The organism is Variovorax sp. RA8, assembly GCF_901827175.1.
In the GTDB taxonomy this organism is placed as follows: Bacteria; Pseudomonadota; Gammaproteobacteria; order Burkholderiales; family Burkholderiaceae_C; genus Variovorax.
Genome location: NZ_LR594662.1, coordinates 2,628,510 through 2,651,395 on the forward strand (window position 1 = coordinate 2,628,510; position 22,886 = coordinate 2,651,395).

Genomic DNA, 22,886 nt, shown 5'->3' on the forward strand with positions numbered 1-22,886 from the left:
TCCTGGCGCGGATGGCGAAGGGGCGAGCCGGCCGGGTGTCGATGGCTCACAGGTGTGTACGCCAAACTGTATACAAACTATGAACGCGACTGTATGGCGGAAAACCCGAGCCCTTGGGCGTTCGCTTTTCGTCTCGCGAGGCGGCGGCGAACACCTTCAGATCGACAGCGAGCCCAGCCGCTCCACCACCATGTCATGCAGCCCCCGCGCGGCCGCCGACAGGCTGCCCTCGCGCCGCTGCACCAGGTAGATGCGCCGCGTGAGCTGCGGCAGCGGCAGCGGCCGGATGGCGATCGTCTCTCGCCTGAACTGGTAGAGGGTGAGCGTGGGCACCACGCTGATACCGAGGCCCGCCTCGACCATGCCCATCACGGTGGCCAGTTGCTCGACCTCCAGCACGGTGTTCATCGCCAAAGGGTGGAGCGCGACCTCGAGCGCCTGCCGTACGCTGCTGTTGCGCGTCATGTGGATGAAGGAGAAGGGCTGCAGCTTGCGCAGCGTGAGCCGGGGCTCGGTCGCGAGCGGATGGTCGGCGCGGCACACCAGGTGGAAGCGGTCGGTGCACAGCACGCGCATGCGCAACTCCGCGCTGTCGGCTGCGCGGCTGCCTGCGGCGGCCAGCGCGAAGTCGGCCTGGCCCCCGCGCACGAGGTCGATGCAGGCGTCCGACAACTGGTCGCTCAGCTGGAGCTCGATGCCGGGCCATTGCGCGTGAAAGTCCGAGAACAGCGTGGGCAGCCAGCCGGCGGCCAGCGAGGGCAGGGCGGCAACGTGCACGCGGCCCTTGCGCCGCTCCACATGGTCGCCGAGATCGCCGATGGCGCGCTCGATATCGGCCAGCAGCCGCCGCGCCGAGGCTTCGAACAGGCGGCCCTCGGGCGTGAGCTGCACGCTGCGCGTGCTGCGGTCGAACAGCCTCGCGCCCACCTCCTGCTCCAGCGCGCGGATCAGCGTGCTGAAGGCCGGCTGCGAGAGATGGCAGGCCTGGGCGGCGCGCGTGAAGTTGGGTAGGTCGACCAGCGCGACGAAAGCGCGCAGCTGGCGGGTAGAGAGCTCCGTGGCGGCCACGATCCGTTCCTCCATTGATCTGAAAATCGAATGAGCCAATCCGAAGTTTCAATTTTACGGATGACTGTGGAAGGCCTACAGTCGCTGTCACAACACGAGACACGCATGAGTTCATCGCCTGCATCCTCCCTGCTGATCGGCTGCGCCGCGGGCTTCTCCGGCGACCGCACCGACGCCGCCGGCGCCGTGGTGGACACCCTCGTCGCCCGGCTCGCCGGCGGCCCCGCGGGCCAGCGGGGTTTCCTCATCTTCGAGACGCTGGCCGAGCGCACGCTGGCCCTGGCCCAGCTGCGCCGCCGCGCCGATCCCGAAGCGGGCTACGAGCCGCTGCTGGACGCCATGCTGCGCCCGGTGCTGGCGCGCTGCCTTGCGCATGGCATCCGCATCGTCAGCAACTTCGGCGCCGCCAACCCGCGCGCGGCGGCGCGCCGCATCGCCCGCCTGGCCCGTGAGCTCGGCGCACCGGCACCGCGCATCGCGGTGGTGGAGGGCGACGATCTCTCGGGCTCCTCGCATCGCGCCTTGTTGCGCGAGCAACTGGGCGCGGCGATGGACGGGATGCGCGTGGTCAGCGCCAACGCCTACATCGGCGCGGAACCGATCGCCGCCGCGCTCGATGCCGGCGCGCAGATCGTGGTCTGCGGGCGCGTGGCCGATCCCTCGCTCACCGTCGGGCCGGCGATGTCGCATTTCGGCTGGCGCGCCGACGACTGGGAGCGCCTCGGCCGCGCCACGATGGCCGGCCATCTGCTCGAATGCGGCGCGCAGGTCTGCGGCGGCTACTTCGCCGACCCGGGCTACAAGGATGTGCCGGGACTGGATTCGATCGGCTTTCCGATCGCCGAGATCGACGCCGATGGCGGCTGCACGCTCGGCAAGGCCGAGGGCACCGGCGGCTTCGTGAGCGAAGCCACGGTGAAGGAGCAACTGCTCTACGAGGTGCACGACCCGGCCGCCTATCTCACGCCCGACGTGGTGGCCGACATCGCCGAGGCCGAGGTACGCGCTGCCGGTGCGGATCGCGTCACGCTGTCCGGCGTGCGCGGCCATGCGCGGCCCGCGCACTACAAGGTCAACGTCTGCCACGAAGGCGGCTGGCTGGCCGAGGGCGAGATCTCCTATGCCGGCGCACGCGCCGAGGCCCGGGCCCGGCTCGCGGCCGACATCCTGCGCAGCCGTCTCGCGGGGCTGCAATTGCGCGTCGACCTGATCGGCGCCATCAGCATCCTGGCCGACGACGGCGGCCGTGCGATGGCGGCCACGCCCGCGGGCGACGCACGCGACGTGCGATTGCGCGTGGCGGCGGTGCACGACGAGCGCGCGCAGGCCGAGCGCCTGACGCGCGAGGTGATGGCGCTCTACACCTGCGGCCCGGCCGGCGGCGGCGGCGTGCGCACCGCGCTCACGCCGCGCCTCAACATCCGCTCGTGCCTGCTGCCGCGCGAGCAGGTGCCGGTGCGCTTCGAGATGCTGGAGGTTGCCTTATGAGCCGCGCGGCCGTTCCGAAGGCGAATAGCGCCGCAGCCGAAGGCGCAGGTACTCCAGTGACGCTGCCGCTGCATCGTGTCCCGCTCTTCCGCGCCGCGCACGGCCGCACCGGCGACAAGGGCGATCGCTCCAACATCAGCGTGATTGCCTGGCATCCGGAGCTCTATCCGCTGCTGGCCGAGCAGATCACGCCCGAAGCCGTGGCCGCGCAATTCCGCCACCGTGCGCCCAGCCGGGTGCAGCGCTTCCTGCTGCCGCGCCTCGGCGCCATGAACTTCGTGCTCGACGGGGTGCTGGACGGCGGCGTCAACGACGCGCTCAATCTCGATGCGCACGGCAAGGCGCTGTCCTTCCTGCTGCTCGACATGCCGCTCGAGGTGCCGGATGCGCTGCTGCACCGGCTGGTCGGGCCGCCCGAGGGCTGAGCGTCGTTCCTTTTTTCATTCATCCATTCAACGACCCCAGGAGACAACAAGCATGATCCGATTGCCATCCCTTTCGCTGGCCCTCGCCGCGCTGCTGGCCGCAGGCGGCGCCACGGCCCAGGGCTTCCCCGAGAAGCCCATCACCTTCGTCGTGCCCTTCGCGGCCGGCAGCGCGACCGACCAGATCGCGCGCGCGCTCGGCAACGGCGTGACGGCCGAGACGAAGCAGCCGGTGGTGATCGACAACAAGGCCGGCGCGAGCGGCTTCATCGCCTCGCAGCAGGTCGCCAAGGCCGCGCCCGACGGCTACACGGTGCTGATCACCACCAACACCACGCACGCGGCCAACGAGCACCTGTTCAAGAAGCTGCCCTACGACCCGGTGAAGGACTTCGCGCCGGTGGCCGGGCTGGGCAAGGGCGGCCAGATCATGGTGGTGCGGCCCGAGTTTCCGGCGAAGACGGTGGCCGAGTTCGTCGCGCTCGCGAAGAAGGAGCCGGGCAAGCACAGCTTCGGCAGCGGCAGCTCGTCCAGCCGCATGGCGGGCGAGCTGCTGCAGCAGCTGGCGGACATCAAGCTGCTGCACGTGCCGTACAAGAGCAACCCCCTGGCCGTGACGGACCTGCTCGGCGGGCAGATCGACATGATGATCACCGACACGGCGACCGGCCTGCCGCAGGTCAAGGCGGGCAAGCTGCGCGCGCTCGGCGTCTCCGGCGCCAAGCGCTCGCCGCTGGCGCCGGACGTGCCCACCATCGCGGAGGCCGGCGTCAAGGGCTACGAGATGGGCTACTGGTTCGCGGCCTACGCGCCCGCGAAGACGCCGCCCGCGGTGGTCAATCGCCTGAACGAGCTGCTGGTGAAGGCCGCGAAGAGCGAGGCTGCCAAGGCGGCCTTCTACGAGCCGAGCGGCACCGAGGTGTTCACCACCACGCCCGAGGAGCTGGCGAAGTTCCAGACCGCCGAATCGCAGAAGTGGGGCCGCATCGTGAAGGCCGCGGGCATCCAGGCCGAGTAGCCGGCTCCCGACGACGCACCGCGACCAGCAGACGAGCATGCAACAGACCAGGAGGCGCGCCGCCGGCGCGCACTCTTCGCCGCCGCATCAGTGATCGCGACACTGCGCGCAGCCATGTTGCTTGATGGGTGCTTTGTCTCCGCTTGTAAAAGGTTGCGAATACTTAAGTTCGCGAAATGATGCCAAATCCCGGTGGCTCGATGCGATTGCGTCGCTTCGTGCCCACGGATGCCTGTTTGACGGGCATTCCGTCGGAACGCCCGTGGGGCCTCGCACGGATGAGTTGCTCTCTGGGTTGTCCACAACGTTATCAACGGGCCCGGGGGATAAATTTCCCTCTGGCCGGGGCGCCTTGGGCGCTGCCGGCGCCGGACTTAGCCACAAGCGCGGCTAACAAATAAATCACGCGCTGACAAGCGCGTTACCGAGCAAAGACACAGTCGGATATCCCATGCGCGAAGGGCGCGAACGGCGCAGGGGATCCGCGGCTCAGTCCTGCGCTGGAGGCGCCTCCAGCGGCCGCAGTGCACCCAGCACCGTCGGCAGCAGCTCCGACACGGTGGGATGGATGAACACGGCGCGTTGCACGGTCGACACCGGCTGCCGCGCATACATCAGCGTCAGCAGCGCATGCACCGCCTCGTCGGCCTCCACGCCCAGCAGCGTCGCACCGACCAGGTGGCGCGTCTGCGCATCCACCAGCACGCGCAGGAAACCTTGCTCTTCACCCTTCTGCACCGCGCGCCCGACCCGGGACATGGGACGCTCGCCGATGAGGGTCGGCCGGCCCGAGCGCAGCGCCTCGCCCACGGTGATGCCGATTCGCGCGAGCGGCGGGTCGGTGTAGAGCGCGTAGGCAGGAATGCGATCGCCCACGCGCCGCGGGTCGTCGTCCAGCAGGTTCGCGGCGACGATCTCGAAGTCGTTGTAGGCCGTGTGCGTGAAGGCGCCGCGGCCGTTGCATTCGCCGAGCGCCCAGATGCCTTCCGCCGAGGTGCGAAGCTGGTCGTCGACCTCGATGAAGCCGCGCTCGTCGACCTTGACGCCGGCGCGCTCCAGCCCCAGGTCATCGGTGTTGGGCCGGCGCCCGGTGGCGTTGAGCACGTGCGTGCACAGGAACTCGTCCTGGTCGTCCCCGCAGCGCCAGCGCGCGGCGATGCGCTCTCCCTCGCGCCGCAGCGCGAAGCATTCCGTGCCCGTGCGGATCTCGACGCCCTCGCGCTCTAGGATCTCCTGCAAGGCAGCCGCCACATCGGCGTCCTCGCGCGGCACGATCTGCGCGCCTCGCTGCAGCATCGTCACCCGCGAGCCGAAACGCCTGAACATCTGGGCGAACTCCAGCCCCACGTAGCTGCCGCCGACCACGCCCAGGTGCTCGGGCAGTCGATCGAGTGCCATCAGCGACGAGTTGTTGAGCACGTCCACGCCGTTGCGGATCTCGGGCGCCAGCTCGCTCGCGCGGCCGCCCACATTCACGAAGATGCGATCGCTGCGCAGCAGCCGATCGGCCACGCGAACCGCGCCGGGCGCTTCGAAGCGCGCATGGCCCTGGATCACCGTGACGCCCGGCATGCCGCGCAGCCAGTTCTCGACGTTCTCGCTCGACTTGCCGGAGATGCGGCTCTTGCGCGCCATCACCGCGCCGAAGTCCACCGCGGCTTCGCCCCGGATCGAGACGCCGTACTCCTCGCTTCGATGCAGCAGCGCCGCCACGTGCGCGCTCGCCACCATCGCCTTGGTCGGAATGCAGCCGGTGTTGACGCAGGTGCCACCGAATCGATGGCGCTCCACCACCGCGACGCGCCGGCCCGCTTGCGAGAGGCGGGCGGCCAGCGCGGGGCCGGCCTGGCCGCTGCCGATGACGATGGCGTCGAATGGCTCGTCCATGTGCATCTCCTTTGGAAGCGCGCAGTGTGTCAGGCCAGGAGCGCCTTGACCAGATCCAGCTGCGGTCCGGTCCGTGCGTCGTGAGCTGCAGGTTGGCCTCGGGACATGGAGTTGGTGTCTACCCGGAGCAGGTCGACAATGGACCGCCCGCGATCACCGAAGGAAACGCATGCAGCCCCACGACGAGAACGCACCGATCGAGCACCGCCTGGTGCGTGTGCGCGGCCTCGTCCAGGGCGTCGGCTTCCGCGCCAGCTGCATGCGTCACGCGCGCGCGCATGGCATCGCCGGCTGGGTGCGCAATTGCCGCGACGGCTCGGTCGAGGCGCTGCTTCAGGGCTCGCCGCAGCAGCTGGCGCAGATGTGCGACTGGCTGCGCCACGGCGTGCCCGGCGCGCGGGTCGAGGGGCTGGAGCAGAGCGTCGTGCACGCGCCGTCGCTGCCACTGGAAGGGTTCGACATCCTGCCCGCTGCGTGAGCCGTCGGGGTCGAGGGCGGTGGCCTCGGCACGTGTCCTACGGCGCGGTAGGGATGCGCCTACAAACGAAACGTACTCATGCGAAGGGATGCCTGCTGGCGCTTGCCTCAGGATGAATTTTCCGGCATCCCGCCTGCCGCACACGCAGGCACCGAACACATGAGGGTATGAATGAGTATGGGTATCGACGTAGACCGAAACGCCGCGCAAGCCAGATTTCTGCGGCCCGTGCGCTGGACTACGCAGCTTGAAAACGGGTCGCGATTCTGATGAGCAGCCCGCAGCTGCTGGCATTCCTGCTGCCGCAATTTCATCGCATCCCGGAAAACGACCAGTGGTGGGGCGAAGGCTTCACCGAGTGGACGAACGTCAGGAAGGCGCGGCCGGGATTCCGCGGGCACCGACAGCCCCGCGTGCCGCTGCACGGCCACTATTACGACTTGTCGGATCCCAGCACGCAGGACTGGCAGGCCGAGCTTGCGAAGGCCCACGGACTGGGCGGCTTCTGCTACTACCACTACTGGTTCGCGGGCCGCCAGTTGCTGGAGCGGCCGCTGGAATCCATGCTGCGGCGGGGTGCGCCCGACTTCCCGTTCTGCCTGGCATGGGCCAATGAACCCTGGACGCGCGTCTGGGATGGCGGCGACCGCCACGTCCTGATGCCGCAGAGCTACGGCGACAAGAGCCATTGGGAGGCTCACTACCGGCATCTCGAGAGGGCGTTTCGAGACCCGCGCTACATCCGCGTGGATGGCTGCCCGGTGATCCTCATCTACCGCAGCGCCAGCATCGCCGAGTGCGGCGACATGCTGGATTGCTGGCGCAACCTGGCGGTGAAGAGCGGCTTCCCCGGGCTGCACGTCGTGAGCATGCTGACCGTGTTCGGCCGTGATGAGCGCAGCCATCTCTTCGACGCCTATTCGGAGTTCGAGCCCTTCTACACGCAGGCGCACCTGCCGCTCCACCTGAGGATTTCCGAGAAGCTCGTGAATGGAGCCAGCCGGCTGTGCTGGCGCTATCTTGGAAGGGGCCCCTACGCGCCCCGGAGCAGGGACTACCGGGCGATGTGGCGGGCGCTTGCCAGCCGTCCCGTGCGGCCGGGCCAGTACCCCGGCGCATTCGTCGATTGGGACAACAGTCCGCGCAGGCGGCTGGACACGAGCCTGGTCATGCGCAACGTGGATGTCGACACATTCCGGACCGGTTTTTCACAGCTCTACGAGAGAGCCAGCGATGCCGGAGCCCGCTTCATCTTCATCAATGCGTGGAATGAATGGGCGGAGGGCACCTACCTGGAGCCTGACGAGGACATGGGCACGGCCTATCTGGAGGCCATCCATTCCGTGGTCGGACGCAACGGCGGCGGCTGAGCCGCCGCGCGCCAACCGGACGCGCCGGCGCCGGCGTACTCAGGCCAGCAGGTCGTGCAGGGTGCGCGCGATCACCTTGGTCGCGCGCCGCAGATCCTCCAGCACCAAGCGCTCGTCGCTGCGCTTGGCATGCGATTCGAGCACGCTGCGCGGGCCGGCCCCGTAGATCACGCCCGGGATGCCGGCTTCGGCGTAGAGCCGCACGTCGGTGTAGAGCGGCGTGCCCATGGCCTTGATCGGCTCGCCGAAAACCTGCTGGCCGTGCTTCTGGATCGCGTCGACCAGCGGCTTGTTGCCGGGCAGCGGCTTCATCGAATTGGCCAGCAGCAGGCGCTTGATATCGACCGTGATGCCCGGCACCTGCGCGGCGGCATCGGCGATGACCTGGCGGATGGAGGCCTCGACCTCGGCCGGATGTTCCTCGGGGATCATGCGGCGGTCCAGCTTGAACACCACCTTGCCGGGCACGACGTTGGTGTTGGTGCCGCCCTCGATGCGGCCCACGTTGAGGTAGGGATGCGTAATGCCCTCGACCTTCGACGTGACCTGCTGGTAGAGCGTGTTCTGCGCATAGAGCGCATTCAGGATACGGACCGCCCCCTGCAGCGCATCGACGCCGGTGGCAGGCACGGCCGCATGGGCCATCTTGCCGTGCACGGTGACTTCCATCTGCAGGCAGCCGTTGTGGGCCGTCACCACCTCGTAGCTGAAGCCGGCCGCGATCATCAGGTCGGGCTTGGTGAGGCCGTTCTTCAGCAGCCAGCCCGGGCCGAGGAGGCCGCCGAATTCCTCGTCGTAGGTGAAGTGCAGCTCGACGCTGCCCTTGGCCGGCTTCGCCACCGCTTCGAGGGCACGCAGCGCGAAGGTGAAGCTAGCGAAGTCGCTCTTGCTGACCGCCGCGGCGCGGCCGTAGAGGCGGCCGTCCTCGATCTCGCCGCCGTAGGGGTCGTGGGTCCAGCCTTCGCCGGGCGGGACCACGTCGCCGTGCGCGTTCAATGCCACGGTGGGCCCAGCGCTGCCGTACTTGCGGCGCACGATCAGGTTGGTGATCGACTCCAGGCCGTAGTCCTTCACTTCCTGCGCGGGCACCGGGTGCTTCTCTGCCACGAAGCCGAAGTCTTCCAGCAGCTCGGCCGTGCGCTCCGCATGGGGCGCGTTGTTGCCGGGCGGCGTGTCGGTGGGCACGCGCACCATCTGCTGGAGGAAGCGCACCTCCTCGTCGAAATGCGCGTCGATCCATGCGTCGAGCTTGTCGTAGTCGGTGGTCGTCATGTCAGTGCGCTTTCTCGCTGGCCAGGTTGTCGAGCAGCAGCTGGAAGGCTTCGACCGCCAGCTGTATGTCGTTGTTGGTGCTCGATTCGAGCGGGTTGTGGCTGATGCCGGAATTGATGCCGCGCACGAAGAGCATGGCCTGCGGCATCACCTCGTGCAGCTTCATCGCGTCGTGCCCGGCGCCGCTGGGCATGCGGTGCAGCGGCACGCCGAGCGCATCGACCGCCTTCTCCCAGCGCTGCTGCCAGTCCGGGGCGCTGGGCGCGGCGGAGGCCTTCATGCTCTCTTCGATCGTGTGGCGCACGCCGCGCCGCTCGCAGATCGCCACGAGCTCGGCCAGGACGTCGGCCGTCAGCTTGTCGCGCTGCGGGTTGTTGGGCGCGCGCAGGTCCAGGCTGAACTTGCAGCGGCCCGGCACCACGTTGATCGAACCGCTGGGCACTTCCAGCATGCCGACAGTGGCGACCGAGTCGCCGTCCCTGGCGGCGCGCTGCTCGGCGTAGAGGATCAGCTCGGCCACCGCGGCGGCCGCATCGCGGCGGCGGTTCATCGGCGTGGTGCCGGCGTGGCTGGCCATGCCGATCACTTCGCCCACGTAACGCACCCCGCCGTTGATCGAGGTCACGATGCCCAGTGGCAGGTCCAGCTCGGTCAGCACGGGGCCCTGCTCGATATGCACTTCGACGAAGCCGAGGTACCGGGACGGGTCGCGCTTCAGCTGCGGGATGTCCTCTTCCTTCAGTCCGGCGATCGCGCGCGCCTCGCGCATGGTGATGCCGTCGGCGTCCTTCTGGTCCAGCCACTTCGGGTCGAAATGCCCGGTCAGCGCGCCCGAGCCGAGGAAGGTGGCCTTGTAGCGCTGGCCTTCCTCCTCCGCGAAGCCGACGACCTCGAAGGCGTAGGGCAGGCGGCGGCCCTGGCGCTTGAGCTCGCGCACGCAGGCGATGGGCACGAAGATGCCCAGCCGCCCGTCGTACTTGCCGCCGTTGCGCACGGTGTCGTAGTGCGAGCCGGTGAGGAGCGTCCTTGCATCGGGCGAGGTGCCCTCGTAGCGGCCCACCACGTTGCCCACGGCATCGATCTCCACGCTGTCGAAGCCGGCGTCGCGCATGCAGCCCGCGATCTGCTGCGCGCAGGCCCGGTGCGCCTCGGTCAGGTAGGTGACGGTGAGCTGGCCTTTCTCGGCATAGCCGGGGTCGGTGTGCACCGAGAGCTGTTCGTGCCAGTCCCACACGTCGTTGCCGAGGGCGGGCGTGACGCCGAACTTGTCGTCCAGCCGGATCTCGGCGATGCGGTGGATGTTGCGCAGCGCCTCGCCGCGCTCGAAATCCGCGGGGTGGTGCAGCCGGCGCTCGAAGGTGTCGATGATCTCGCGCTTGCCGAGGCCCGTGCCGCGCGGCCCGCGCACCGCGAGGATGAAGGGGAAGCCGAACTTGGCGTTGTAGTCGGCGTTGAGCTGCTGGATCTTCGCGAACTCCTCGGGCGTGCACTCCGTGAGGCCGGCCTTGCCCTGCTCGTGGGTGGATTCGGCCGTCAGCGTCTTGCTGACCATGGCCTTGCCGGCGAGTTCGGGGTGCGCGCGGATGAGGCCGAGCTGTTCGTCTTCGGTGGCGCTGGAGACCACCTGCACCAGCGCATGCTTGAGATGCGCCAGCGAGCGGAAGGGCCGTGCCGCGGCGGCGCGCTGCGCGATCCACGGCGAATGCTCGTAGGTGCCGTCGAGCAGGGCCGCGAACTGGTCGGGCGCGGCGGCGTTCAGTTGTTCGATGCTCAGGGCCATCTCAGGCTCCTTTCGATTCGGTGCAGGGGTGGGTCGCCTTCCAGTGGCGCGCGATGTCGAGGCGCCGGCAGACCCACACGCGATCGTGCTTGGCGATGTGGTCCAGGAAGCGCTGCAGCGCCGTGATGCGGCCGGGGCGTCCGAGCAGGCGGCAGTGCATGCCGATGCTCATCATCTTCGGCGCCTCGTCGCCCTCGGCGTAGAGCGCGTCGAAGCTGTCCTTCATGTACTGGAAGAAGGGGTCGGCATGCGAGTAGCCCTGGGGCAGCGCGAAGCGCATGTCGTTGCAGTCCAGCGTGTAGGGCACGATGAGCTGGGGCACCACCGTGCCATCGGTCTTCTGCACCTTCATCCAGAAGGGCAGGTCGTCGCCGTAGTAGTCGCTGTCGTACTCGAAGCCGCCGTAGTCGGCCACCAGGCGGCGCGTGCGGGGGCTGTCGCGGCCGGTGTACCAGCCCAGGGCCCTTTCGCCCGTGAGCTTCTCGATGGCCTGCATGCCCAGGCGCATGTGCTCGCGCTCGGCGGCCTCGTCCATGTTCTGGTAGTGGATCCAGCGCCAGCCGTGGCAGGCGATCTCGTGGCCCAGTTCCCTGAAGGCGGCCGTCAGCTCGGGGTGGCGCTCGAGCGCCATGCCGACGCCGAACACGGTGAGCGGCAGGCCGCGCTTCTCGAACTCGCGCAGGATGCGCCAGACGCCGGCACGCGAGCCGTACTCGTAGATGCCCTCCATGCTGATGTGCCGGTCCGGATAGCTCGCCGGATTGAACATCTCGGAAAGGAACTGCTCCGAGCCTGCGTCGCCGTGCAGCACGCTGTTCTCGCCGCCTTCCTCGTAGTTGAGGACGAACTGAACCGCGATGCGCGCGCCGCCGGGCCATTGCGCATGCGGCGGGTTGCGGCCGTAGCCGACCAGGTCGCGCGGGTAGGGCAGGGTGGTGTCGTAGATGTTGCTCATGACGAGGATCAGGCGGCCAGTGCGACCGAGATGTCGTGGGTGGGAACCTTGCGGTCGAAGACGAGGTTGGCCTCGACGTTCAGCAGGTGCTCGGTCATCAGCCGCACGGCGCGCTCCTCGTCCTTCGCGGCCAGCGCCTTCACGATGTCGGCGTGCTCGTCGTTGGAATGCTCGGCCGCGCTCGCGCTCTGGTACATCAGCGTGATGAGGGCGCAGCGCGAGATCAGCTCGCCGAGGATCTGCGCCAGCACCTGGTTGCCCATCAGCTCGGCCATGCGCACGTGGAAGTCGCCCAGCAGCTCGGTGCGGCCCGAGACGTCTTCGCCGGAGACCGCGGCCTTCTCGAGCGCGACGTGCTCCCTGAGCGCCTTGATCTTGGCCGGCGTCACGCTGCGCACGAACTCGCGCGTCATCTCGGCCTCCAGCATGCGGCGCACGGCGAAGACCTGCTTGGCCTCGTCGACCTCGGGCGCCGCGACGAAGGCGCCGCGCGCGGGCTCGAGCCGGATCAGCTTGTTCTGCGAGAGCTGGAACAGCGCCTGCCGCACCAGGGTGCGCGAGACGCCGAAGTGATCGGCCAGCTTCTGCTCGGCCAGCTTGCTGCCCGGCTGCAGCCGGTGCTCCACGATGGCCTTGGTGAGCGCATCGACGATCGCGCGGGTGGTGGTCGAATCCATGTTTTCATGATAGACCCAAAGCCGAGAAGTGTATACACTTTTGTCGACCGGAATTTCCCGAATGCCTTGAAGGAGCATCACCATGGGCCTGAGCACCCACGTCCTCGACACCATGCACGGCGGCCCCGCGGTCGGTATGCAGGTCGCGCTCTACACGACCGAGGGCAGCGGCGAGGACGCGCGCGCCACGCTGGTGAAGCGCTTCACGCTCAATGCGGACGGCCGCAGCGATGGGCCGCTCTATGCCGACGGTGCGCTGAAGGCGGGCACCTACCGCCTGGTGTTCGACGTTGCTGGCTATTTCAAGTCACGCGGCGTGAAACTGCCCGAGCCGAATTTCCTGAATCGCGTGGCGCTGGATTTCGGCGTGGCGAACGCCGAGCAGCACTACCACGTGCCGCTGCTGGTAAGCCCCTGGAGCTACTCCACCTACCGTGGATCCTGAAACTGCGAGAGCTGCCCTTCGGTCAGCGTATCGAGTTGGAAATGCCCGCTCTTGTCCCACAGCCAGGTCTCGGTCCAGGTCAGCTTGCCGATGCGGCTCGCGGCCGGGTAGGGCGCCGCGCTCAGCACGGTGCGCTCGATCTCGGCGATGACCTCGGGTGCATGCTTGGGCGCGCGCATCCAGTTCATGCCGGTGACGCGGCCGTTCGCATCGAGGCTGACCGAGAGCGTGCCGATGGCGTAGAGCAGCGGCGGCAGCTTGCCGGCGTAGATCCGGTTGCCGTTGCGTGCGTAGATGTGGCGGGCGGCGTCCTGCTTGTACTCGCGCGGAGTGCCGGCGTTCGAGGCCCGGGGGGTTGCGCTGGCGCCCTGGGCGGTCGCATTGCTGAGCTGGCCGGGCACGGAACCGGTCGATCCCGGAAGGCCGCCGCAGCCGGCGAGGCCCAGGGCCATGGTCAGGGCGGCCGCGAAGGCGCGGCGCAGGGGCGTGGCGAGCAGCGTGAATGTCATGCTGGGATTTATACCGTGGGCGCAGGGCCCCGGCGCAACCGGAGGTTTCGCGGATGAACGGCATGGTCGACGAACTGCTGGCGCGCCTCGCGCGCGGCGAGGAGGGCGTGCTGGTGCTCGTCGAGAAGACGCAGGGCTCCGCGCCGCGCGAGGCCGGCACCTGGATGGCCGTGTGGGCCGATGGCCTCACCGCCACCATCGGCGGCGGGCAGCTGGAGTACCAGGCGACCGACGAGGCGCGCGGCTGGCTGCTCGGCGGCGCGGCGATCGAGGGCGTGCAGCGCTATCCGCTCGGCCCGAGCCTCGGCCAGTGCTGCGGCGGCGTGGTCTTCCTCTCGTACCGGCGCATCGTGGCGGCCGATGCGAAGGCGCTGCAGGCCGAACTGCTCGCCCATCTGGAACCGGTGGCCCTCTTCGGCGGCGGCCATGTAGGCGCGGCGCTGGCGCGGCTGCTGTCGACGCTGCCCTTCAAGGTGCGCTGGATCGACAGCCGCGACGGCGTGTTCCCCGACGCGCTGCCGGCCCAGATCGAGACCGAGCATTCCGATCCGGTGCAGGACGCCGTGGCCCAGCTCGAGCCTGGCTCGCGCGTGCTGATCATGAGCTTCAGCCACGCCGAAGACCTGGACATCGTCATCGCCTGCCTGAAGCGCCTGCGCGCCCGAAACGACTTGCCCTACGTGGGCCTGATCGGCAGCAAGACCAAGTGGGCCACCTTCGGCCACCGGCTGGAGGCGCGCGGTTTCACGGCCGAGGAACTGGCGCGCATCACCTGCCCGATCGGCGTGCCCGGCATCAAGGGCAAGGAGCCCGAGGTGATCGCAATAGCAGTCGCGGCACAGTTATTGCAGACACTGGGCTAGGGTTTTCCAGCAGGCCTCGCTGCGAAAATCCTTCGAATCCAGCGTCAAAAGTGTATACACTCCAGTCCACAAGCCGCAGCGGAGCGAGGCCATTCCAGGAGCCTGCGTTCGCGGCCTTTTCTCTGCTTACAGCGCCCGCAGTGGTGAGCAGTCCAAACCAAGGTTGAGCACATGGAAAGCTACTACCTCGACTGGGCCAATCTGCTGCTGCGCTGGGTCCACGTCATCACCGCCATCGCGTGGATCGGCGCCTCCTTCTACTTCGTGATGCTGGACAACAGCCTCGAGAAGCCGCAGGACCAGGAGTCCCTCGACAAGGGCGTCGGCGGCGAGCAGTGGGCGGTGCACGGCGGCGGCTTCTACAACATGCAGAAGTACGCGCTGGCGCCCAAGAAGCTGCCCGACCACCTGCACTGGTCCTACTGGGAAAGCTATTCCACCTGGATCAGCGGCTTCGCGCTCTTCACGATGTCCTATCTGTGGAACGCGAGCACCTACCTGATCGACAAGTCCAAGATGGACTGGCAGCCCGGCGCCGCCATCGGCGTGGCGCTGGCCTTCTTCGTCGTCTTCTGGATCGTCTACGACGGCATCTGCCAGGTCTTCGGCCGGCGCAAGAACGGCGACACCATCGTCGGCGTGCTGGTGGCGGTCTTCATCGCCTTCGCCACCTGGCTGGCCTGCCAGTGGTTCGCCGGCCGTGCGGCCTTTTTGCTGGTGGGCGCGATGATGGCCACGACCATGAGCGGCAACGTGTTCTTCTGGATCATCCCGGGCCAGCGCAAGAACGTGCAGGCGCTGCGCGAGGGCAGGCCGGTGGACCCGGTCCACGGCGCGCGCGGCAAGCAGCGCAGCGTGCACAACACCTACTTCACGCTGCCGGTGCTGTTCGCGATGCTGAGCAACCACTACAGCTTCACCTACACGCACAAGTACAACTGGATCGTGCTGCTGCTGATCATGCTGGGCGGCGCGGCGATCCGCCAGTTCTTCGTGGTGCGGCACCGCTTCAAGCTGGGCAGCGCGGGCAACCCGCTGCCCTATGCGATGGTCGGCGTGGTGGTGCTGGGCCTGTCGATTGTGTGGATGCGGCCCGAGCCCGCCGCCGCGCCGATGGCCAGCGCCGCCGCCTCCCAGAAGGTAGCCTTCGGCGACGTCAGGAAGGTGCTGGAGCAGCGCTGCTACATGTGCCACGGCGCCCAGGTGCAGATGAAGAACGTGCGCCTCGACACGCCCGACCAGGTGGCCGCGCATGCGCAGGGCGTCTACCAGCAGGCGGTCGTGACCAAGATCATGCCGATGAACAACTCGACCGGCATGACCGATGCGGAGCGTGCGCTGATCGCGAAGTGGTTCGAGGGCGGCGCAAAGACCAACTAGCGAGCCCGGGCGCCGCGGCGTGCCGTGGACAATCGGGCAACGGAGACCGAAAGCAATGAATCCATCCCCAGCCCTGCCCGATCCGCACGCCGCGCCGCGCAATTTCCTCGAACAGCTCTACCGCATCGCAGTCCGGCGCGCCCTGCCGCTGGACAGCATGGGCGCTTGTCTCCCCAAGCCGCCCAAGGGCCGCACGCTGGTGCTCGGCGCCGGCAAGGCCGGCGGCTCGATGGCGCAGGCGCTGGAGGCGCTGTGGCCGGCCGATGCGCCACTCTCGGGGCTGGTGGTTACGCGCTACGACCATATCCCGCCGCGCCCCGAGGGGCTGGCGCAGCGCATCGAGATCGTCGAGGCCGCGCATCCGGTGCCGGACGAGGCTGGCCTGAAAGCGGCCGAGCGCATCCTTGCGCTGACGCAGGGCCTCACGGCCGACGACCTGGTGCTGTGCCTGATCTCCGGCGGTGGCTCCGCGCTGCTCACGCTGCCGGCCGAGGGGCTGACGCTGGCGGACAAGCAGCGCATCAACAAGCAGCTCCTCGAATCCGGTGCCCACATCGGCGAGATGAACTGCGTGCGCAAGCACCTGTCGCGCATCAAGGGCGGGCGGCTGGCCGCCGCCTGCGGGCCCGCAAAGGTGGTGACGCTCACCATCAGCGACGTGCCCGGAGACGACCCCGCAGTGATCGCCAGCGGGCCCACGGTGCCCGATGCGACGACCTGCGCCGACGCGCTGGCGATCCTGGATCGCTATCGCATCGAGGTGCCGCCGGCCGTGCGGGCGCAGCTCGAGAGCGGCGCGCTCGAAACACCCAAGCCTCATGACGCCGTGTTCAATGGCCACGCCACGCACCTGATCGCCACGCCGCAGCAGTCGCTCGAAGCCGCTGCCGCGGCGGCGCGCGCGGCCGGCATCGAGGCCCACATCCTCAGCGACGAAATGGAAGGCGAATCGCGCGAGGTCGGCAAGGTGCATGGCGCACTGGCGCGCGCCGTGGCGCTGCGCGGTGCGCCCTTTGCGAAGCCCTGCGTGATCCTGTCGGGTGGCGAGACGACGGTCACCATCCGCCCGCGTCAGCCGGGCCAGGCGAAAGGGCGGGGCGGCCGTGCCGGCGAGTTCTGCCTCGGTCTCGCCGGTGCGCTCGCCGGCCAGAAGAGCGTGTGGGCACTCGCGGCCGACACCGACGGCATCGACGGCGTGGAAGACAACGCGGGCGCCTTCGTCACGCCCGACACCCTGGCGCGCGCCGAGGCGGCGGGGCGCAAGCTGGCTGACCACCTGGACCGCAACGACGCGTATGGGTACTTCGATGCGATCGGGGATCTGTGCGTGACGGGACCGACGCACACCAACGTCAACGACTTCCGGGCCTTGCTGGTGTTGTAGATCAGCTCTGCGTCTTCGACGTCGCCAGGAACCTTACCTGTGCCCGCTCCCGGAGCGAGTGGGCGCAGTTCGATGCGCCTTCCCCAACGCCGCCAGCCCCGCGAACACGTAGCGCATCAGGTCATCGAACATCCCCTCGCTGTCCTTGGCCATCGCCGGCAGCACCTTGCGCGGGATCTCCTTCGGCGCGACCAGCATCACGATGCAGGGCAGCACCGAGAACACCAGCGCCCGCTGTACCGCCGGGTGATCGGCCGGCAGCTCCAGGATTTCGGCCAGCAAGCCGAGCAGCAGCTTCGCCTTGGGCCGCACCGCCTTTTCCACCAAGGCCGGCGCCAGTGGCCCTGGTGACATCATCTCGCGCAGCATCACGCGAAAACCCCAGGGCATGGCCTCGCGCGAAGAGGGCGCCAGCATATGCCCGAGCAGGGCGCGCAGCTTGTCGCGCGGATCGCCGAGCGCGCGCGTCATCTCGACCAGCTCGTCCACGCTCACGATCTGGCGGTGCGCCTCGATCAGCACCTCCTCGTACAAGGCCTCGCGGCTGCCGAAGTGGTAGTTGACCGAGGCCATCGGCGTGCCGGCGCGTTCGCAGATCTCCTTGCTGGTGGCGTCGGCATAGCCGCGCTCGGCAAATACCTGGCCGGCGGTCTGCAACAGCAGCGCGCGGGTGGCGGCGCCGTCCGGGCGCGGTGCGCGTGCAGTGCGCGGGGCGGGGGCTTTCTTTCTCGTGGCAGGCATGGCAGAACAGGGTGCGCGCGAAACTCGGCATTAGTTTGAATTTAAATTCAAATTCGTTAAGATCCAGTCTACTGCATCGACCACGCCCCTGGCGAGAAGGCCCACCCCATGAACAAGAAACCCCTCATCCTCGGCGGCATCGTGATCGTGGGGGCGCTCGCTGCAGCCGCGTGGTACTTCAACCGCAAGCCGGCCGATGCAGACAGCCTCGTGCTCTACGGAAACGTCGACCAGCGCCAGGTCTCGCTGGCGTTCAACGGCAGCGATCGCATCGGCAGGCTCGACGTGGAGGAGGGCGACCACGTCAAGGCCGGCCAGGTGCTCGGCGAGCTCGACACCCGCACCCTGAAGCTACGCGCCGCGCAAGCCCAGGCGCGGATCGGCGTGCAGGAGCAGGCCCTGCTGCGCCTGAAGACCGGCAGCCGCCCCGAGGAAGTCGCACAGGCCCGCGCCGGCGTGGCTGCCGCCCAGGCCGATGCCGAGCTGGCCGGCCAGCAACTGGAGCGACTGCAGGGCATCCGCCAGACCACCGCCGGCCGCGCCGTCAGCCAGCAGGACCTGGACAGCGCCCTGGCCCGCCGCAAGGTCGCGCAGGCGCAGCTGGAGAACGCGCGCAAGGCCCGGCAGCTGGTGGTGACGGGCCCGCGCAAGGAAGACATCGCGCAGGCCCAGGCCCAGCTCGATGTGGCACGCGCCGAACTCGCGCTGCTCGAGCGCCAGCTCGAGGAGGCCGAGCTGCGCGCCCCGATCGACGCCGTGGTGCGCGCCCGCCTGATGGAACCCGGCGACATGGCCTCGCCGCAGCGCCCCGTCTACACCCTCGCGATCACCGACCCGAAATGGGTGCGTGCCTACGTGGCCGAGGCCGAGCTCGGCCGCGTCAGGCCCGGCATGGCCGCAACGCTCTCGACCGACAGCCATCCCGGCCAGCCGCTCGCGGGCAAGGTGGGCTACATCTCGTCGGTGGCCGAGTTCACGCCCAAGACGGTGCAGACCGAGGAGCTGCGCAGCAGCCTGGTCTATGAGATCCGCGTGCTCGCCGACGACAAGGAGGACCGCCTGCGTCTCGGCATGCCCGTCACCGTGCGCCTCTCGCTGAACGGCAGCGCGACGCCGGTCGCCGCGGGGCGCTGATGAATGCCGCCGCGCCCGCACTTGTGGGCCACGGCCTGCACAAGCGCTTCGAGCTCAAGGGCACGAAGCGCACGGTGCAGGCGCTCGCCGACGTGTCGCTGGAGATTCCCGCCGGCACGCTCAGCGCGCTGGTCGGGCCCGACGGCGCCGGCAAGACCACGCTGCTGCGCCTGGCGGCCGGCCTGATGCGCGCCGACCAGGGCACGCTGCGGGTGCTGGGCATCGACGTGGCCGCCGACCCGCAGGCCGTGCAGGACCGCATCAGCTACATGCCGCAGCGCTTCGGCCTCTACGAGGACCTGAGCGTGCAGGAGAACCTCGACCTCTACGCCGACCTGCATGGCGTGCCGAAGAAAGAGCGCACCGAGCGCTATGCACGCCTGATGGAGATGACCGATCTCGGCCGCTTCACCGCGCGGCCCGCGGGCAAGCTCTCGGGCGGCATGAAGCAGAAGCTCGGCCTGGCCTGCACGCTCGTGCGTTCGCCGCAGCTGCTGCTGCTCGACGAGCCCACGGTGGGCGTGGACCCGCTCTCGCGCCGTGAGCTGTGGGAGATCGTGCGGCAGCTGGTCGACGACGAGCGGCTGAGCGTGATCGTCAGCACCGCCTACCTCGACGAGGCGGAGCGGTGCCGACGGGTCTTCGTGCTGCACGAAGGTCGCATGCTCGCGCAGGGCACGCCGCAGCAGCTTCGCGACGAGGCGCGCGATCTCTGCTTCATCGCGAAGCCGCCGCAGGGCATGCCGGCGCGCACGCTGCAAGCCAGGCTGCTGGATGCGCCGGCCACCATCATCGATGCCGTGCCGCAGGGTGGCGAGGTGCGCCTGATCCGCCAGCCCGGCGCCGACGGCCGGGCGCTGGCCGCGCTGCTCGACGGCGCGCCTTGCGCGCCCGTGCCCGCGCGCCTGGAGGACGGCTTCATGGTGCTGCTGCGCGCCCAGCAGCCGAAGAGCGCGGCACCGGCTGCGGCCGCTGCCGGCGTGACGGTCCCCGGCGCCGCCGACGAGACCGTGATCGAGGTCAAGGATCTGGTGCGCACCTTCGGCGACTTCACCGCCGTCGCCAGCACCAGCTTCAGCGTGCGCCGCGGCGAGATCTTCGGCCTGCTCGGCCCCAACGGCGCCGGCAAGACCACCACCTTCCGCATGCTGTGCGGACTGCTGCCCGCCAGCAGCGGCTTCCTGCAGGTGGCGGGCGTCAACCTGCGCCACGCACGGGCGCAGGCGCGCGCACGCATCGGCTACGTCTCGCAGAAGTTCGCGCTCTACGGCAACCTGACGGTGCAGGAGAACCTCGAGTTCTTCGGCGGCGCCTACGGGTTGCGCGGCGCGCGCCTGCGCGAGCGCATGCACGCCGTGCTCGACCAGTTCGATCTCAGAGGCCAGGCGCAGTCCGCCAGCGGTCTCCTGCCGGGCGGCTTCAAGCAGCGCCTGGCCATGGCCACCGGCCTGCTGCACGAGCCCGAGATCCTGTTCCTCGACGAGCCCACCAGCGGCACCGACCCGCTGGCGCGGCGCGAGTTCTGGCGCCGCATCACCGCGCTGGCGCAGGCCGGCGTCACGGTCATCATCACCACCCACTTCATGGAAGAGGCCGAGTACTGCGACCGCATCGTGATCCAGGACGCCGGCCGGCTGCTGGCCATCGGCACGCCGCAGGAAGTACGGCGGCAGGCGGGCCGCGCGCCGGACATGGAAGAGGCCTTCATCGGCATCGTCACCCAGTCGCGCGAGCGGAGGGCCGCGGGATGAGCGGCTTCCGCTCCAGGCTCGCCGCCCTCACGCGCAAGGAGACGCGCCAACTGCTGCGCGACCCGAGCAGCATCGCGATCGGCGTGCTGCTGCCCATCATCCTGATCCTGATCTTCGGCTTCGGCCTCTCGCTGGATGTGAAGAACGCGCCGCTCGCCGTGGTGATGGAGGACAGCACCCCCACCGCGATGGATGCCGTCGCGGGCCTGCAGCTCACGCCCTACATCTCTCCGGTGCTGCTGGGCTCGATGCACGATGCCGAACTGCTGATGCGCCAGCGCCGGGTCGACGGCATCGTGCGCGTGCCCGGCGACTTCTCGCGCCGGCTGGCGGCCGGCGATGCGCGCATCCAGCTGTTGGTCCATGGCGCCGACGCGGGCCGCGCCAGCATCGTGCTGCGCTACGCGACGGCCGCGCTGCAGCAGAACGCGCAGCGCGTGGCCGACCGCGGCCAGCCCGGCGCCGCCATCGGGCGCGTGAGCGTCGAGCAGCGCCTGTGGTTCAACACCGCCAACACCAGCACCTGGTACCTGGTGCCAGGGCTGATCGTGCTGATCATGACGCTGGTCGGCGCCTTCCTCACCGCCCTGGTGATGGCGCGCGAATGGGAGCGCGGCACGCTGGAGGCGCTGTTCGTCACGCCCGTGCGGCCGGTCGAGATCCTGCTGGCGAAGATCATTCCCTACTTTGGCGTCGGCATGGTCGGCCTTGCGCTGTGCCTGCTGGCCGCGCGTTTCCTGTTCGAAGTGCCGATGGTCGGATCGCTCGCGCTGCTGGTGCTGTGCGCGATGCTCTACATGCTGGTGGCGGTGGGCATCGGGCTGGTGATCTCCGCGGTCACGCGCAACCAGTTCCTGGCCAGCCAGGTCGCGCTGCTCGCGAGCTTCCTGCCCTCGCTGATGCTGTCGGGCTTTCTCTTCGACCTGCGCAACGTGCCCACCGCAGTGCGCGTGGTGGGGCAGGTGCTGCCGGCCACCTACTTCATGGAGCTGATTCGCACGCTCTTCCTGGCCGGCGACGTCTGGCCGCTGGTGCTGCGCAACGGCGCCATCCTCATCGCCTATGCCGTGTTGCTGCTCGGCGTGGCGCGCGCCACAACCCGCAAGACACTGGATTGAGGCCGACCGCCATGAACGCTTTCTTCATCGACGCCGTGCTGCGCATCCTCAACCTGTGCCGCAAGGAATTCCTGGCCGTGCTCAAAGACCCGGCCAGCCGCGCCATCCTTATCGTGCCCGCGCTCATGCAGAGCCTGCTGTTCGGCTATGCCGCCACCTACGACCTCAACCAGGCCGACTATGCGCTGCTCGACCAGAGCCACAGCGCGGCCTCGACCGCGCTGGTCGCCAAGCTCGACGGCACCGGCGTCTTCCGCCGCGCCGCGACCTTGCGCAGCGCGGGCGACATCGAGCGCGTCATCGATGCGCAGGACGCGCTCTTCGTGATCCACATCGGCCCGCGCTTCGAGCAGCAGCTGCAGGCCGGCGAAGACGCCGCAGTGCAGCTCATCGTGGACGCGCGCAACTCCAACACCGCCGGCTCCGCCGCCGGCTACGTGAGCGCCGTGGTGGCCGACTTCAACGCGCAGTGGCGCGCGCAGCACGGCGGGGCGCAGGCGCCGGTGCGCATCGACTCGCGTGCCTGGTACAACCCCAACCTCGAGACGCGCTGGAACCTGATGCCCGGCATGATCGCCGCGCTCAGCATGCTGCAGACCCTGCTGCTCACCGCGCTCTCGGTGGCGCGCGAGCGGGAGCAGGGCACCTTCGACCAACTGCTGGTCACCCCCCTCACGCCCACCGAGATCATGATCGGCAAGGCCGTCCCGCCGGTGCTGATCGGGCTGGTGCAGTCCACCATCGTGCTCCTGGTCACGCTGCTTTGGTTCAAGGTGCCGATGGCCGGGTCCCTCCTCACGCTCTATGCGGGCCTGGCCTGCTTCACCATCGCGAGCGTGGGCATCGGTCTGTCGATCTCTGCGGTGTCGGCCAACATGCAGCAGGCCATGCTCTATACCTTCGTGCTGATCATGCCGCTGATGCTGCTGTCGGGCCTGACCACGCCCGTGCGCAACATGCCCGAGGCGCTGCAGATCGCGACCCTGGCCAACCCGCTGCGTTTCGCCATCGACCTGGTGCAGCGCGTCTATCTCGAGGGCGTGGGCCTGCTGACTGTCTGGCACAACCTGATCCCGCTGGTCGTCATCGCGGCCATCACGCTGCCGCTGGCGGCTTGGCTGTTCCGCAACCGTCTCGTCTGAA

At 68.9% G+C, this 22,886-nt stretch carries 21 protein-coding genes; 13 read left to right on the forward strand and 8 right to left on the reverse strand.

Going from position 1 to position 22,886, the window contains the following annotated elements; all coding sequences use genetic code 11:
- Positions 1 to 156 precede the first annotated feature (156 nt).
- Positions 157 to 1,068, reverse strand: coding sequence for a LysR family transcriptional regulator (locus E5P3_RS12385; RefSeq protein WP_162586250.1), 912 nt, complete (start codon positions 1,066 to 1,068; stop codon positions 157 to 159).
- Between the two features lie 105 nt (positions 1,069 to 1,173).
- Here E5P3_RS12385 and E5P3_RS12390 point away from each other — a divergent pair, with 105 nt between their 5' ends.
- The 3 genes from E5P3_RS12390 to E5P3_RS12400 are packed head-to-tail and all read left to right on the forward strand — an operon-like array spanning position 1,174 to position 3,999.
- Positions 1,174 to 2,556, forward strand: coding sequence for an acyclic terpene utilization AtuA family protein (locus E5P3_RS12390; protein ID WP_162586251.1), 1,383 nt, complete (start codon positions 1,174 to 1,176; stop codon positions 2,554 to 2,556).
- Positions 2,553 to 2,981 carry an AtuA-related protein gene (locus tag E5P3_RS12395; protein ID WP_232073109.1) on the forward strand — a complete coding sequence of 143 codons (429 nt, stop codon included), beginning with the start codon at positions 2,553 to 2,555 and terminating at the stop codon, positions 2,979 to 2,981. Before E5P3_RS12390 ends, E5P3_RS12395 begins: the two co-directional genes overlap by 4 nt.
- Before the next feature lie 52 nt (positions 2,982 to 3,033).
- Positions 3,034 to 3,999 carry a Bug family tripartite tricarboxylate transporter substrate binding protein gene (locus E5P3_RS12400; RefSeq protein ID WP_162586252.1) on the forward strand — a complete coding sequence of 322 codons (966 nt, stop codon included), beginning with the start codon at positions 3,034 to 3,036 and terminating at the stop codon, positions 3,997 to 3,999.
- Between the two features lie 489 nt (positions 4,000 to 4,488).
- Here E5P3_RS12400 and E5P3_RS12405 read toward each other — a convergent pair whose 3' ends face one another.
- Positions 4,489 to 5,886 carry an FAD-containing oxidoreductase gene (locus E5P3_RS12405; protein ID WP_162586253.1) on the reverse strand — a complete coding sequence of 466 codons (1,398 nt, stop codon included), beginning with the start codon at positions 5,884 to 5,886 and terminating at the stop codon, positions 4,489 to 4,491.
- 169 nt (positions 5,887 to 6,055) lie between these two features.
- On the opposite strand from E5P3_RS12405, the gene E5P3_RS12410 reads away from it, so the two are divergent.
- Complete coding sequence (locus E5P3_RS12410) at positions 6,056 to 6,364, forward strand: acylphosphatase (RefSeq protein WP_162586254.1); 309 nt, start codon at positions 6,056 to 6,058, stop codon at positions 6,362 to 6,364.
- A 269-nt stretch (positions 6,365 to 6,633) separates the two neighbouring features.
- Positions 6,634 to 7,734: a glycosyltransferase WbsX family protein gene (locus E5P3_RS12415; protein ID WP_162586255.1), complete on the forward strand. Its 1,101-nt coding sequence runs from the start codon at positions 6,634 to 6,636 to the stop codon at positions 7,732 to 7,734.
- 39 nt (positions 7,735 to 7,773) lie between these two features.
- On the opposite strand, the gene E5P3_RS12420 is transcribed toward E5P3_RS12415, so the two are convergent.
- From E5P3_RS12420 to E5P3_RS12435, 4 genes are read right to left on the reverse strand one after another with little or no spacing between them, the layout of a single operon-like run.
- Positions 7,774 to 9,006: a M20 family metallopeptidase gene (locus E5P3_RS12420; RefSeq protein ID WP_162586256.1), complete on the reverse strand. Its 1,233-nt coding sequence runs from the start codon at positions 9,004 to 9,006 to the stop codon at positions 7,774 to 7,776.
- A gap of 1 nt (position 9,007) precedes the next feature.
- On the reverse strand, positions 9,008 to 10,786 hold the full coding sequence (gene uraD, locus E5P3_RS12425) for a 2-oxo-4-hydroxy-4-carboxy-5-ureidoimidazoline decarboxylase (protein ID WP_162586257.1): 1,779 nt from the start codon (positions 10,784 to 10,786) through the stop codon (positions 9,008 to 9,010).
- A gap of 1 nt (position 10,787) precedes the next feature.
- Positions 10,788 to 11,741, reverse strand: coding sequence for an allantoinase PuuE (gene puuE, locus E5P3_RS12430; RefSeq protein WP_162586258.1), 954 nt, complete (start codon positions 11,739 to 11,741; stop codon positions 10,788 to 10,790).
- 8 nt (positions 11,742 to 11,749) lie between these two features.
- Positions 11,750 to 12,418, reverse strand: coding sequence for a GntR family transcriptional regulator (locus tag E5P3_RS12435; protein WP_162586259.1), 669 nt, complete (start codon positions 12,416 to 12,418; stop codon positions 11,750 to 11,752).
- An 82-nt stretch (positions 12,419 to 12,500) separates the two neighbouring features.
- On the opposite strand from E5P3_RS12435, the gene uraH reads away from it, so the two are divergent.
- Entirely contained in the window at positions 12,501 to 12,863 is a 363-nt protein-coding gene (gene uraH, locus E5P3_RS12440) for a hydroxyisourate hydrolase (protein WP_162586260.1), read from the forward strand.
- On the opposite strand, the gene E5P3_RS12445 is transcribed toward uraH, so the two are convergent.
- Positions 12,848 to 13,372 (reverse strand): hypothetical protein, encoded by a 525-nt coding sequence (locus E5P3_RS12445; RefSeq protein WP_162586261.1) that lies wholly within the window; start codon positions 13,370 to 13,372, stop codon positions 12,848 to 12,850. The genes uraH and E5P3_RS12445 overlap by 16 nt on opposite strands.
- A 53-nt stretch (positions 13,373 to 13,425) precedes the next feature.
- On the opposite strand from E5P3_RS12445, the gene xdhC reads away from it, so the two are divergent.
- The 3 genes from xdhC (at position 13,426) to E5P3_RS12460 (ending at position 16,999) form a co-directional block, all read left to right on the forward strand.
- Positions 13,426 to 14,235: a xanthine dehydrogenase accessory protein XdhC gene (gene xdhC / locus E5P3_RS12450; protein WP_162586262.1), complete on the forward strand. Its 810-nt coding sequence runs from the start codon at positions 13,426 to 13,428 to the stop codon at positions 14,233 to 14,235.
- 171 nt (positions 14,236 to 14,406) lie between these two features.
- On the forward strand, positions 14,407 to 15,615 hold the full coding sequence (locus E5P3_RS12455; protein ID WP_162586263.1) for a urate hydroxylase PuuD: 1,209 nt from the start codon (positions 14,407 to 14,409) through the stop codon (positions 15,613 to 15,615).
- Positions 15,616 to 15,670: 55 nt separating this feature from the next.
- On the forward strand, positions 15,671 to 16,999 hold the full coding sequence (locus E5P3_RS12460) for a glycerate kinase type-2 family protein (RefSeq protein ID WP_162586264.1): 1,329 nt from the start codon (positions 15,671 to 15,673) through the stop codon (positions 16,997 to 16,999).
- 33 nt (positions 17,000 to 17,032) lie between these two features.
- Here the strand turns inward: E5P3_RS12460 and E5P3_RS12465 are convergent, their stop codons facing one another.
- On the reverse strand, positions 17,033 to 17,740 hold the full coding sequence (locus tag E5P3_RS12465; protein ID WP_162586265.1) for a TetR/AcrR family transcriptional regulator: 708 nt from the start codon (positions 17,738 to 17,740) through the stop codon (positions 17,033 to 17,035).
- A gap of 108 nt (positions 17,741 to 17,848) precedes the next feature.
- Between E5P3_RS12465 and E5P3_RS12470 the strand changes: the two genes are divergently transcribed.
- Genes E5P3_RS12470 through E5P3_RS12485 form a run of 4 tightly spaced genes read left to right on the forward strand, consistent with a single transcriptional unit; the run spans position 17,849 to position 22,885 of the window.
- Positions 17,849 to 18,874: an HlyD family efflux transporter periplasmic adaptor subunit gene (locus tag E5P3_RS12470; RefSeq protein WP_162586266.1), complete on the forward strand. Its 1,026-nt coding sequence runs from the start codon at positions 17,849 to 17,851 to the stop codon at positions 18,872 to 18,874.
- Positions 18,874 to 20,625, forward strand: coding sequence for an ATP-binding cassette domain-containing protein (locus E5P3_RS12475; protein WP_162586267.1), 1,752 nt, complete (start codon positions 18,874 to 18,876; stop codon positions 20,623 to 20,625). Before E5P3_RS12470 ends, E5P3_RS12475 begins: the two co-directional genes overlap by 1 nt.
- Positions 20,622 to 21,743, forward strand: a complete 1,122-nt coding sequence (locus tag E5P3_RS12480) for an ABC transporter permease (protein ID WP_162586268.1) — start codon at positions 20,622 to 20,624, stop codon at positions 21,741 to 21,743. Before E5P3_RS12475 ends, E5P3_RS12480 begins: the two co-directional genes overlap by 4 nt.
- Positions 21,744 to 21,754: 11 nt before the next feature.
- Positions 21,755 to 22,885: an ABC transporter permease gene (locus tag E5P3_RS12485; RefSeq protein WP_162586269.1), complete on the forward strand. Its 1,131-nt coding sequence runs from the start codon at positions 21,755 to 21,757 to the stop codon at positions 22,883 to 22,885.
- Position 22,886 lies beyond the last annotated feature (1 nt).

Bases quoted from the DNA above. Each gene is read 5' to 3' on its own strand.
- uraD (WP_162586257.1), bottom strand. From the start codon at position 10,786: ATGGCCCTGAGCATCGAACAACTGAACGCCGCCGCGCCCGACCAGTTC.
- E5P3_RS12470 (WP_162586266.1), top strand. From the start codon at position 17,849: ATGAACAAGAAACCCCTCATCCTCGGCGGCATCGTGATCGTGGGGGCG.
- E5P3_RS12465 (WP_162586265.1), bottom strand. From the start codon at position 17,740: ATGCCTGCCACGAGAAAGAAAGCCCCCGCCCCGCGCACTGCACGCGCA.
- E5P3_RS12390 (WP_162586251.1), top strand. From the start codon at position 1,174: ATGAGTTCATCGCCTGCATCCTCCCTGCTGATCGGCTGCGCCGCGGGC.
- E5P3_RS12475 (WP_162586267.1), top strand. From the start codon at position 18,874: ATGAATGCCGCCGCGCCCGCACTTGTGGGCCACGGCCTGCACAAGCGC.
- E5P3_RS12420 (WP_162586256.1), bottom strand. From the start codon at position 9,006: ATGACGACCACCGACTACGACAAGCTCGACGCATGGATCGACGCGCAT.
- E5P3_RS12400 (WP_162586252.1), top strand. From the start codon at position 3,034: ATGATCCGATTGCCATCCCTTTCGCTGGCCCTCGCCGCGCTGCTGGCC.
- E5P3_RS12395 (WP_232073109.1), top strand. From the start codon at position 2,553: ATGAGCCGCGCGGCCGTTCCGAAGGCGAATAGCGCCGCAGCCGAAGGC.
- puuE (WP_162586258.1), bottom strand. From the start codon at position 11,741: ATGAGCAACATCTACGACACCACCCTGCCCTACCCGCGCGACCTGGTC.
- E5P3_RS12485 (WP_162586269.1), top strand. From the start codon at position 21,755: ATGAACGCTTTCTTCATCGACGCCGTGCTGCGCATCCTCAACCTGTGC.
- E5P3_RS12460 (WP_162586264.1), top strand. From the start codon at position 15,671: ATGAATCCATCCCCAGCCCTGCCCGATCCGCACGCCGCGCCGCGCAAT.
- xdhC (WP_162586262.1), top strand. From the start codon at position 13,426: ATGAACGGCATGGTCGACGAACTGCTGGCGCGCCTCGCGCGCGGCGAG.
- E5P3_RS12415 (WP_162586255.1), top strand. From the start codon at position 6,634: ATGAGCAGCCCGCAGCTGCTGGCATTCCTGCTGCCGCAATTTCATCGC.
- E5P3_RS12410 (WP_162586254.1), top strand. From the start codon at position 6,056: ATGCAGCCCCACGACGAGAACGCACCGATCGAGCACCGCCTGGTGCGT.
- E5P3_RS12455 (WP_162586263.1), top strand. From the start codon at position 14,407: ATGGAAAGCTACTACCTCGACTGGGCCAATCTGCTGCTGCGCTGGGTC.
- E5P3_RS12435 (WP_162586259.1), bottom strand. From the start codon at position 12,418: ATGGATTCGACCACCACCCGCGCGATCGTCGATGCGCTCACCAAGGCC.
- uraH (WP_162586260.1), top strand. From the start codon at position 12,501: ATGGGCCTGAGCACCCACGTCCTCGACACCATGCACGGCGGCCCCGCG.
- E5P3_RS12405 (WP_162586253.1), bottom strand. From the start codon at position 5,886: ATGGACGAGCCATTCGACGCCATCGTCATCGGCAGCGGCCAGGCCGGC.
- E5P3_RS12445 (WP_162586261.1), bottom strand. From the start codon at position 13,372: ATGACATTCACGCTGCTCGCCACGCCCCTGCGCCGCGCCTTCGCGGCC.
- E5P3_RS12480 (WP_162586268.1), top strand. From the start codon at position 20,622: ATGAGCGGCTTCCGCTCCAGGCTCGCCGCCCTCACGCGCAAGGAGACG.